Genomic DNA, 9,382 nt, shown 5'->3' with positions numbered 1-9,382 from the left:
AGATCGCGACCAAGGTGAGGCGACAAGTAGCCACCTACGGAGAGTGTCTACTGGCCGCCGGCACAGGCGAGGCCGGTCAACGCACATTGCACAGAGGTGGCCGGCACTATGGCGGATCCGCCATAGTAGAGCGGTGACCAACGCGCTTCCCGCCCCCGCCCAGGAACCCGAATCGCCAGCCGCCATCCTGCGCCATGCCCGCACGGCCGCGGGCTGGAGCCAAGTAAGACTGGCTCGCGAGTCCGGGGTTCCCCAGAGCTCGATCTGCAAGTACGAGTGCGGTCAACGCACGCCGCGCGCCGATATACTGCTGCGCCTGCTGCAGGTCATGAAGGCGGGCGAGGTGGACAGCCCCGAACAGCACACAGAAGTGTTGCGCGAGCGGGTCTTCGCGCACCTGCGGGAGCAGGGCTTCCACGTCAAGGACGGGGCAGTGCTGGCACCAGTGCAAGACGACAAGGACCATTTGCGGCGCCTACACGCCGAAGCGGTCGTGGCTAGCCGCGAGCGTGCCAGGAAGGCGCTGGCCCATCAGGAGGGCCGACTGCTATCCCGCCTCGCGCCCGGTAGCGAAGTCGACCCCCGCCGCATCCGTCCCGCCCTAGTACACGTGGACGACTACCGCAGCCAGGACAGCGCCATGTGGCGATGGTGCGCGCTGCACTGGTCGGTTCCCGTCTCCAGCGGGTACGGGCGTCGCCTGCGTTTCCTCATCGTCGACCAGGGGCACAGCGACCGGGTCATGGGCCTGATCGGGCTCGCCGACCCGGTCTTCGCCCTCAAAGCCCGCGACACGGTGATCGGCTGGTCGCCGCAGCAGCGCCAGGAGCGGCTGGCGTGTGTGATGGACGCTTTCGTGCTCGGTGCGGTGCCGCCCTACAGTCATCTACTGGCCGGGAAACTCGCTGCCCTGCTGGCGACCAGTGCGGAAGTGCGTGACGCGTTCGCTGACCGTTACGGGCACAAGACCACCCGCATCGCCGGACGCGACCCCCAGGCCCAGCTTGCACTGGTCACCACGGCATCGGCGCTGGGGCGCTCGTCGCTGTACAACCGGCTGCGCGGCCCCGACGGGGGGCTCGCGTTTCATCCCGTCGGCTACACCGCCGGCAGCGGCGACTTCCACTTCTCGGGTACGATTTACGACGACCTGGCTGCGTTCGCCGCAGCCGGCGCACCGGACGGCAGTACGCATCGACACGCCAAATGGGACAGCAGCGGTTCGTTCCGCAACCGGCGGGAGGTCCTCAGCCGCGCCTTCCAGGGGCTTGGTCTGAACCCGAAGAAGATGCGCCTGCACGGAGTGCGGCGGCAGATCTTCCTCGCCCCTCTCGCCGCCAACTTCGACCGCTGGCTGCGCCAAGAGGACCAGCAGCTTCAGTGGGCCACGCGCTCCACCGCAGAGCTAGGGGAGTGGTGGCAGGACCGGTGGGCAATTGCCCGCGCGCAGTCCACGACCCACTGGCGTTCCTTCGACCCGTCCTCCTGGCGCCTCTACACGTGACGCGAGGTCACCTGACGCTGGTGTGGCAGCGTTGGCACCGGCAGACTGGCGAAAAGGTGTTGGTTAGCGTTCACGAAATCGGCGACGTCAGTGTGGACTTCCAGGAAGATCGGAGCCGAGGTAAACGACAGCGGGCTGACCGGACCAGTCAACATGAACGGGTAAGTCTTCCGAGTCACCGCACGCGGGTCTGGGAACGACTTGTACAACTCCAGTGCAGGCCCACGCCCGACCTCGTCGGTGAGCCGGTTCAGGTCGCTGCCCGTGGTCAGCCCGTACCCGAACGCCTTGACCCGCAACTGGCTGTAGATGCCGGAGGACAGGGCGGAGATCTCCTGGGTGATGAACATCCAGCCGAGCCCGTACTTGCGCGTGGTGCGCACATACTCGGTGAGGCTGGCAGCAAGCTGGGCGGTCTGCTCGCCGGCGGGCTGTGACGAGGCGAAGCGGTGGGCCTCGTCGAACACCACACAGCAGTTGATTGGTCGTTCGGTCTCGTGCCACCGTTCCTCAGCCACCCGGCGCAGGTTGCTCGCGATGTCCTTGATGAGCCGGGCCTTCGTCTCTGGATCGTCTAGCCAGGTCAGCCCCGACCGCGCCGACAGGTCGATGATCACGTAAGGGGCGGCACGACCGCCTCTGCGCCCGTCCACTACATCGTGGATTAGCTGCAGGAGCTTGGTGCGGGGACGACCCGCGAGGTTGGTGGGCGCGAAGAGATTGTGGACGGGCCGGAAGATTCCGGCAAGCTGCTCGAACTCCGACGGGCTGGTGAGGATCCGGTCGAGGGTGCCAATGACTCGGTCGCGCGGGCCTTTGGAGTTGTAGATGCGAGTGAGGGCGGGAACGTCGCCCTGCAGCAAGGTCAGCAGCGCGCGCAGCACCTCGTCGGGGTGGTGTTCATGCCAGTCGGCCGTGTTATGGAGGAGCCGCACGAACTCATCCAGCGCGGCTTCCCGGTTCGAGGCGTTCTTGATGGTGAGTTGCTGGAAAAATCGTGCCCCATCAAGGAGTTCGACAAAGGTCGTGGCCCACGCGGGCAGCCGCACGTCTTCAGCGATCGACAGGCCCCGGACCTCCCGGCCCAGGTTTCGGGCCCAGGACTTCAGGTCGAACGGAAAGCCGTTTTGAGAGGAGAACTGCCCCTGGGGGTCGAACGCCAGGACGCCGAGGGACAAGTGTCGCATCTGTGCAGCGAGCCAGTACACCGCGAGCGCGGTCTTCCCAGAACCGTTGCGTCCAAACACCCCGACATGAAATGCGCCGTCGGTCTGCTCACCTACGAAGTCCCGTACATAAAGAGGGAGTTGCACGTGGGAGCGGTAGATGTGTCCGAGGTAGACCACCTCCGGTTCGTGACGGGAGATGAGTGCTCCTACGGTTTCATCGTCGACGCGGCGAACAGGCATGCCGGTGCTAGGGCTCATACCCAGGGCCCCACTGGACTCGTGAGGCGGCGTTTGGAACGGCGGGTGTGGGCTGTCAGTTTCGTAAACGGCCTGGATCACGATCTTCGCGGTGCGGGTGTCGCCGACCGTGGACAGGTGGGGCAGGCGGCCGTGCATTTTCACGACGCCGCGCATATTCAAATCCTCGTGCCACCGGTTGCGGGTCTCGATCTCGGCGACGGTGCCCACGGCCAGCAGATGGCGCTGGGGCTCCAGTTGATGGGTGAGGGCAACTAGGTCACCCAGCAGCGTGGTCGCGGCGGCCTCTTCGAGGATGTCGACGGTCACCTCGCTGGTAGTGCTTGGGGAGCCTACCGTGCCGATGATCTGCCCCGAGAGGGTTTGAGCGGCTTGGCCTGTGGCGGGCGGCGGAGTCGAGGAGCCGGGCACGGGCGTCACTTGCCCTCCGTGCGGTAGGAGTGAACGACGGACTGGGCCAGCTGCGGAGACTGGCGGGCCAGGTACATCTGGGCGGCGCTCTGAAGCGCCTTGATGCCCAATCCGACGGACTTGGCCATCACGTCGGCGAGGTATTGGGGGTAGGGCTCCTGCACAAACGGTGTCGTCAGCTGGAACGCGATGCTGGCGAGGAGATCATTCACACGGTCGGAGTCCGTGGCGCAACCGGGTTTGACTTCGACCCGGTACGCAGTGGACTTATCGGTAGGGCGGAAGTAGATGACATATAGCTCGCGGGACTGGAGCGGATACAGGGCCTCGTGGAGCTGGTTCGCGAGAGCCCTTTCCTCGTGAGTGGCGTCGTTGTGGTGCTTGATGTGCAGTTGGCGCCACGGGTCGGCGGGGACGCGCTCGGGGACGGTGTATTCGCCTCCCTCCAAGATGAGGGAGGTCAGGTACCTGTCGTCGCCGGGCACTGGCTTGCCGACTTCGCCCGCCAGGGCCTCGCAGATAATGCGGGACGAGTTGTACTTCGGCATGGCTACGATCTTGGCTTCGCTGGTGAAAGCGGCGAATGCGTCGAGCAGGGAGTGCTGGTTGGCGAGGTCCAGGACTCGCGAACGGACATCAGAACTGCGGGATGCGAGCGCAGAGTTGAGCTGAATGACCGGGGTCAGATGGCTACCGTCGAAGATCCGCAGCTCATGCGGGGTGTCGGCGATCACGTCCAGCTCCTGGATCACCATGCCGGCCCGGGCCAGGCGCTCGTTATGCCCGTCGTGCACGAGTACGTGCTGGGCGAATGAGTGCTGGTTGTCATCCCACTCCCAACCACGTCCCTCGGGCGCGAAGCCCTCGACGCCCACGGCGACCGACAACGCGATGTCAACGGCGACGGTGCGCTCGATGGCGAACCCGCCGTCAACGGCTGCCAGCGTGAGCGGCCGCCCGCCCTGCCAGAACTCGATGAGGCCTAGGTCGAGGGCCGCCTCACGGAGCTGGTCTCGCATCTCCAGCGCGGGGCCAAGGAGGTTCTCGACCGTCTGCGCCACATCGGTTGCCACCGACAGCATTTCAGCCAGCAGGTCTTCCGGAAGCCGTGCGTAGTCTTCCTCCGACGACCCGCCGCCGTACATGTTCATGATCATGCGCCCTTCCTCGACCCGATGGTAGGCAGAACCCTTCACCTACCGTGGCATTACGCGTTCTGGTTCAGCGCTGGCGCGGAGCTCCACCCCCCCGCTCCTGCTTGCTCGGCCTGGGCCGTGGGGCAGGTGCCGGGTTCCGCATTTCCTCAAGGCTTGGCAGCGTCCGACGGTGACGGGCCCCGTGGGCGTGAGTCCACACGCCGCGCGCCTGGAGTTGACTCGCCACGATGGCAGAGCCGATGCCCAGCTCGTCAGCCAGGTCCAACGCCTCCGTGGTACTGGTAATTTGATCCAGGCGAGCCAGGCCCTTTTCGCCGAAAAGTGTGTCCAGAGCGAACTGCTGAGCCTCGCGTTCCTGCGTGATTGCCTCGTCAGCTCCAGAGGCGACCTGGGGCTGGCCATCCGGAGTGTCAGCGTCGTCCTGCTCGATGAATAGACCCTTGCGCCCGTGCAGCAAGACATGTCCCAGTTCATGGAACAACGTCACCCACAGCACGTCCTCCGTTTTACCCCGCAGACTGAGCTGGATCACAGCAAACGAGCCGAGCCAGCGGGTGGCGCCATAGGCGCGGGCCCCGGGGACATCAGGGACCAGGACAACCACGACTCCCGCCGCAGCTAGCTCCCGCCGCGCCACGGCAAGGGCCTCGCCCGGCGACCGCCTCGTCAACTGAACCAACTCAGGCAGCAGCCGGCGCACCTTCGCAGAGCTGAAGGAACCAGGACTCTCCTGGCGTGCGGCGAGCTCACCCATGCGCAGCCACGCAGCCAACGCTCCTGGCAGGGCCTCGTAAGCGTAGGACTGCCGGAACGCGGCGGCAGGTTTGCGCCACAGTTCGCGCCAGGCTGCGATGTTGGCGACTCCGAAGAACTCCAACAGCTGCCGGACCCGGCTGGCCGTGTCTGTCGGATGCGCGGGAATCGCTCCCTCGGCGGCGAGCACGGCTACCGGCAGGCTCGCCAGCCAGGGCACCGCCTCGGGGTCCTCCGCTTGGGCCCGCTCCTGGGCAAGACGCACTTGCTGGGTGCGGTAGTCCGCCTCGAGCCGGTTCCACAAACGAGCTGGAACCTTCACCGCGTACTCCAGACGTTGCGCGACCTCGCCACTAAGCGGCACCACACCTTGCAACACCTGGTTGATGTGCTTCGGTGTCAGTCCCGTTCGGGTGGCCAGTTCGGCCTGAGTCATCCCCAGTTCCTCCAGCCGTTCCCTCAGCGTTTCACCCGGGGGTACGGCGTAGTCAGGCTCCAAAGCGGCCACGAAGCCGTGGCGGACAGCTCCAGTGCTGCGCGTCATCATCGACACCTCCTCATCTCGTCCAGTCGCTGCTAGTGGTAGTCGACCACACCGTCGATCACGACGGCGTGGACCGAAGCCCAGTCGATCGGTGGCTCGATCACGTTGCCCTCCGCGTCCAGCGGGCGCATGACCAGCCGGTAGGGGCCATCGAGACAGACCGCGATAGCTCCCTTGCGGTCGCCAGTCAGCTCGTGCGGACGTCCACCCAGGACGCGCAGCTCGGCCAGCGTCTCGGCCACACGCAGGTGCTGCAGCCTCAGCTGCAGCCGGCGAGCACGCACGGCACCGTACTCCCGGACCATCGCCTTGTCCGAGGCACATGTGTCGCGCAGCCGCGCGTTGGCAAAGTGCACCCTCATAGCCACCAGAGTATCGCAGTCTTTACCGAATAGGTAAAGCATCGACCTCTACTTGGCACCGGTGCGGTGGGCGCTGCTGTCGAATGCGAACCGCTTGGCCGTTGCGCGGCTACCGTCGACGCCGCCCTGCACGCTCACTAAGGCGTGTCCGGCGGATCGTGCTCGGAGCCATAACCGGATGGCTGCCAGGGTGACAGTGCCGTGGAAGACATAGGCCCGCTTGTCATGCCTCGTGGCCAGGGCTCTGAAGTCATTGAGCAGGTTGATGGCCCGCTCGACTTGTTGCGGCGTTTGTAGTGCGTCTTGTCGAAGCTGGTGGGCCGACCGCCCCTGCTGCCGCGGCGCCGGCGGTTGGCCCGCTGGCCCTTCGGCCCCGGGGATGGTGTGCTTGATGTGCCGTCGTCGCAGGTAGCGGCAGTTGCGGCGGGAAGAATATGCCTTGTCGCCCCCGAGGTGGTCCGGCCGGGTGCGCGGATGGCCGCCACCGGCGCGGGCGACACGGACGCGTTCTAGGACCGGGATCAGCTGCGGGGCGTCGCCCCACTGCCCCGGCATGATGAGAAAGGCCAGGGGACGGCGTCCACCTTCACCGTCGAGGTGGATCTTGCAGGTCAGTCCGCCCCGTGATCGTCTGAGTGCCTCGTCGGGGCGGTGCTGCCGGAGCGTTGATCTTATTTCGGGACGCGCGGTGCTTCCTTCCGGGCACCGGCGGCGTGCTGGTGAGCGCGGTAGGAAGTGGAGTCTACGCTCACCATGCTCCAGTCTGGAGGATCCGGTCGCAGGTGCCATCCGCCAACCAGCGTCTGTACCTCTCGTAGACGGTCTTCCAACTGCCGAACCATGCCGGCAGGTCCCGCCACGGAACGCCTGTCCGCTGGCGGAGCAGGATGACGTTGATGACCTTGCAGTGGTTCGCCCATCGAACCGCCCCGCAGCCCTGTCGTGGGCAGATGGGGCTTCAGGCGAGCCCACTCCGCGTTCGTCAAATCAACGAGGCGTTCATCGCGCCCCGTACGTAGCCGTCGTCCCGTAGTTTGAGAAGGAGCCGGTCGGAGCGCTGACACGCCTCACGTATGAGGTGAAGAAGGCGCGCACGTCCAATTGGATGCTCAGAGGCAGACTGCTGAACGGGCCGCGTCCGTTGAAGAGTTTGACAGCCAGGTACAGGAGCGTGTTGAGAGTGGAGCGTCTGGCGCCCTCAGCCATCGCCCCTGGGTCCGCGGAGTCCCGCACCAACCGCTTCAGCTCACCCGGCTTGAGGTGGGCAAGCAGTTCGGCTGTTGCGCGGGGCGTCTCCTCGAGACGTGGCGGTCGCCCCCGCCGCTCCACGTAGTCGACCAGCGCGGCGATCGCCGACGTCGTGTCCTCGGAAGCAAGCCATTCAGCGTCTGGCACGATGCGCTGGGCAAGGTACGCCAAACGCGCCGCCTCATCCTTGAATGCATAGACGACCCCGGGTGCAATAGACCACCCCGGGTGCAGCGGAGTCGACCCGAGTGCCCATGGCCTCCTCCGCATAGGCAAGCTCCCGCGGGTGCCCCCCGGGAACCGAGCACCTCCACCACCTTGCCCACGGCGGCATCCACGGTCTCATGCTCCCAGATTCTCAAGGGCACCCACCCCAACTGGACGAGGTTGGCGTCGGTATCCGCCTCCCGTCGGACGTTGCCCTCCAACTTTTCCGCCACCACTGGCCGTTGTGCACTGTGCATGCCGATGTTGCGGGCACACGTGCCAGAAACAACCCCTGCACGAACACCGCGGTCCGCCACTTCACGAACGTGACATCTGCACGCCGCCTTCGCATGCCGGGGATCGGCAGGTCAACGCGGTAGCGGAAGCCCAACCCGTGCACTGCCCTTCGCAGCGCCATCTCGGGAACGGTGTCCCGACTACGCTGCGCCAACATCACGCTCCGTACGTTTGCGTCCCTCGGCGCAGGAACGCCAGGACTGCGCACCCCCTCCCTCATACATGCGCCAACGCTGTACCGCGGAGTTCGTCACCCCCACATACGACCTGGATCACCGGCCCCCCGAGACGGACGTCAGCAAGCACCTGCCCATCCCCCGCTGCGCAGGAAGCCGGGGGCGGACGTCAGTGTTGCGCAGTGAGCTGCAGCTCCCAGCCCTCCTCCAACATTTGGGCGACGGCGCTGACCCTCACCAGCGCCTCGTCTGCCATCTCGTCGTCGGAGGTCCATACGCACGGTTGGTCGGGCTTGACGACACGATCTTCGTCGATGAGACGGTGCGCCAACGAGTTGCGCCGGTCCTTCAGCCATGCAACATGTGCGAAGAACTCCGTCGGGTGGATCGCCGCTGGCCACCGCGCCGCCAGCTCGTTGGCCTTCCGCCAAATGCCTGCCTTGCGGAGGCGATCGTCTGTGGGCCGGTCCAGCATCTGGTTCATCAATGATTCGAGGGCGGCAACCGCTGCCACGACGATAATGCCGGCGCCGATCTGCCGCGTGTCCGTGTCCAGAGCGATCAACGATTCATCGAGTACGAGATCGCTCTCTCCCTCCCAGCCCGGGACCCTATGGGAACCGGTCTTGCGTGCCTCGCGCAGCTCGGCCACCTCGAGGTCGACGCTCCTGCCGATCCTCTCGCGCAGCCAGCCGAGGGACGCCACGCGGTACTCGAAGGGCATGAAATCGGCGCGCCCGTAGAGGCTGGAGAAGTAACCTTCGCCGTGATCTAGTACGTACTGCCCGTTCTCCACGCGCCATGCGTCCTCCGCGTCGCCCATCGCTGAGCCTCCCCTCCTGGCCCGTATGAACGATCAGCCTCCCACGGACACGTCGAGCGGCCGAGTGGTTTTCGTGGCTATGAGGCGGAGCCCGCAAGCCTCCGCCCCGGATGGACCACGCTCCCTCAAGCTTGCCCGAGCGGTGCTTGCGGAACTCGGCTCGCCGGGGCACACCGGTCTGCGAAGCATGAAGCAAATGGGACTGCGGCGTGCCCTGTCGCAGCGCCTTGTCAGCCAAGCAGTGGAGTCGCCTTCTCCACCGAGTCCACGAACCTGACCATCTCCCTGTGGATGTGCCCTTGGCCGGGTCGGGAAAGCGGACGTTTTACCGGTAATAGCGATGGAAGGTGATGATCAATGCAGCGTGCACGATCTCCATCGGCAGCGTTGCGGCGTCCTCATCCGACAGCGGTGCGACGTCCCCGTATCCGGCGAGAAGAGCATCCAGTCGTCTCGGGGCCAAGACCCCACCG

At 65.8% G+C, this 9,382-nt stretch carries 8 protein-coding genes and 1 pseudogene; 1 reads left to right on the top strand and 8 read right to left on the bottom strand.

The features are described from left to right. The first annotated feature begins 133 nt into the window (after positions 1–133). The gene (locus NP777_RS46155; protein WP_256656198.1) at positions 134–1,504 is read left to right on the top strand and encodes a Druantia anti-phage system protein DruA; all 1,371 of its coding nucleotides are present in this window, start codon (positions 134–136) and stop codon (positions 1,502–1,504) included. Here the strand turns inward: NP777_RS46155 and NP777_RS46150 are convergent. From NP777_RS46150 to NP777_RS46120, 8 genes and pseudogenes are all read right to left on the bottom strand, one after another. Next, the gene (locus tag NP777_RS46150) at positions 1,495–3,240 is read right to left on the bottom strand and encodes an ATP-binding protein (RefSeq protein ID WP_256656197.1); all 1,746 of its coding nucleotides are present in this window, start codon (positions 3,238–3,240) and stop codon (positions 1,495–1,497) included. The two genes, NP777_RS46155 and NP777_RS46150, sit on opposite strands and share 10 nt — an antisense overlap. 107 nt (positions 3,241–3,347) lie before the next feature. After that, on the bottom strand, positions 3,348–4,499 hold the full coding sequence (locus tag NP777_RS46145; protein ID WP_256656196.1) for a DNA double-strand break repair nuclease NurA: 1,152 nt from the start codon (positions 4,497–4,499) through the stop codon (positions 3,348–3,350). Positions 4,500–4,563: 64 nt separating this feature from the next. Next, complete coding sequence (locus NP777_RS46140; RefSeq protein WP_256656195.1) at positions 4,564–5,799, bottom strand: helix-turn-helix domain-containing protein; 1,236 nt, start codon at positions 5,797–5,799, stop codon at positions 4,564–4,566. Between the two features lie 29 nt (positions 5,800–5,828). Continuing rightward, the gene (locus NP777_RS46135; RefSeq protein WP_256656194.1) at positions 5,829–6,158 is read right to left on the bottom strand and encodes a type II toxin-antitoxin system RelE/ParE family toxin; all 330 of its coding nucleotides are present in this window, start codon (positions 6,156–6,158) and stop codon (positions 5,829–5,831) included. A 162-nt stretch (positions 6,159–6,320) separates the two neighbouring features. After that, positions 6,321–7,144 (bottom strand): annotated as a pseudogene (locus NP777_RS46130) (IS5 family transposase); the annotation flags it as partial. 13 nt (positions 7,145–7,157) lie between these two features. Beyond that, positions 7,158–7,577: a hypothetical protein gene (locus NP777_RS46125; protein WP_256656193.1), complete on the bottom strand. Its 420-nt coding sequence runs from the start codon at positions 7,575–7,577 to the stop codon at positions 7,158–7,160. A gap of 187 nt (positions 7,578–7,764) precedes the next feature. Further along, complete coding sequence (locus tag NP777_RS48795) at positions 7,765–8,067, bottom strand: hypothetical protein (RefSeq protein ID WP_391858713.1); 303 nt, start codon at positions 8,065–8,067, stop codon at positions 7,765–7,767. A gap of 188 nt (positions 8,068–8,255) precedes the next feature. Further along, positions 8,256–8,909, bottom strand: coding sequence for a hypothetical protein (locus NP777_RS46120; RefSeq protein ID WP_256656192.1), 654 nt, complete (start codon positions 8,907–8,909; stop codon positions 8,256–8,258). Positions 8,910–9,382: the final 473 nt, after the last annotated feature.

Source organism: Streptomyces rugosispiralis (assembly GCF_024505145.1).
Classification (GTDB): Bacteria; Actinomycetota; Actinomycetes; order Streptomycetales; family Streptomycetaceae; genus Streptomyces; species Streptomyces rugosispiralis.
Note: the sequence above shows the minus strand (reverse complement) of the source record. Positions and strands in the feature narration are given on the sequence as shown.

Coding starts and splice junctions, on each gene's coding strand:
- NP777_RS46120 (WP_256656192.1), bottom strand. CDS start 8,909: ATGGGCGACGCGGAGGACGCATGGCGCGTGGAGAACGGGCAGTACGTA.
- NP777_RS46145 (WP_256656196.1), bottom strand. CDS start 4,499: ATGATCATGAACATGTACGGCGGCGGGTCGTCGGAGGAAGACTACGCA.
- NP777_RS46140 (WP_256656195.1), bottom strand. CDS start 5,799: ATGATGACGCGCAGCACTGGAGCTGTCCGCCACGGCTTCGTGGCCGCT.
- NP777_RS48795 (WP_391858713.1), bottom strand. CDS start 8,067: ATGTTGGCGCAGCGTAGTCGGGACACCGTTCCCGAGATGGCGCTGCGA.
- NP777_RS46135 (WP_256656194.1), bottom strand. CDS start 6,158: ATGAGGGTGCACTTTGCCAACGCGCGGCTGCGCGACACATGTGCCTCG.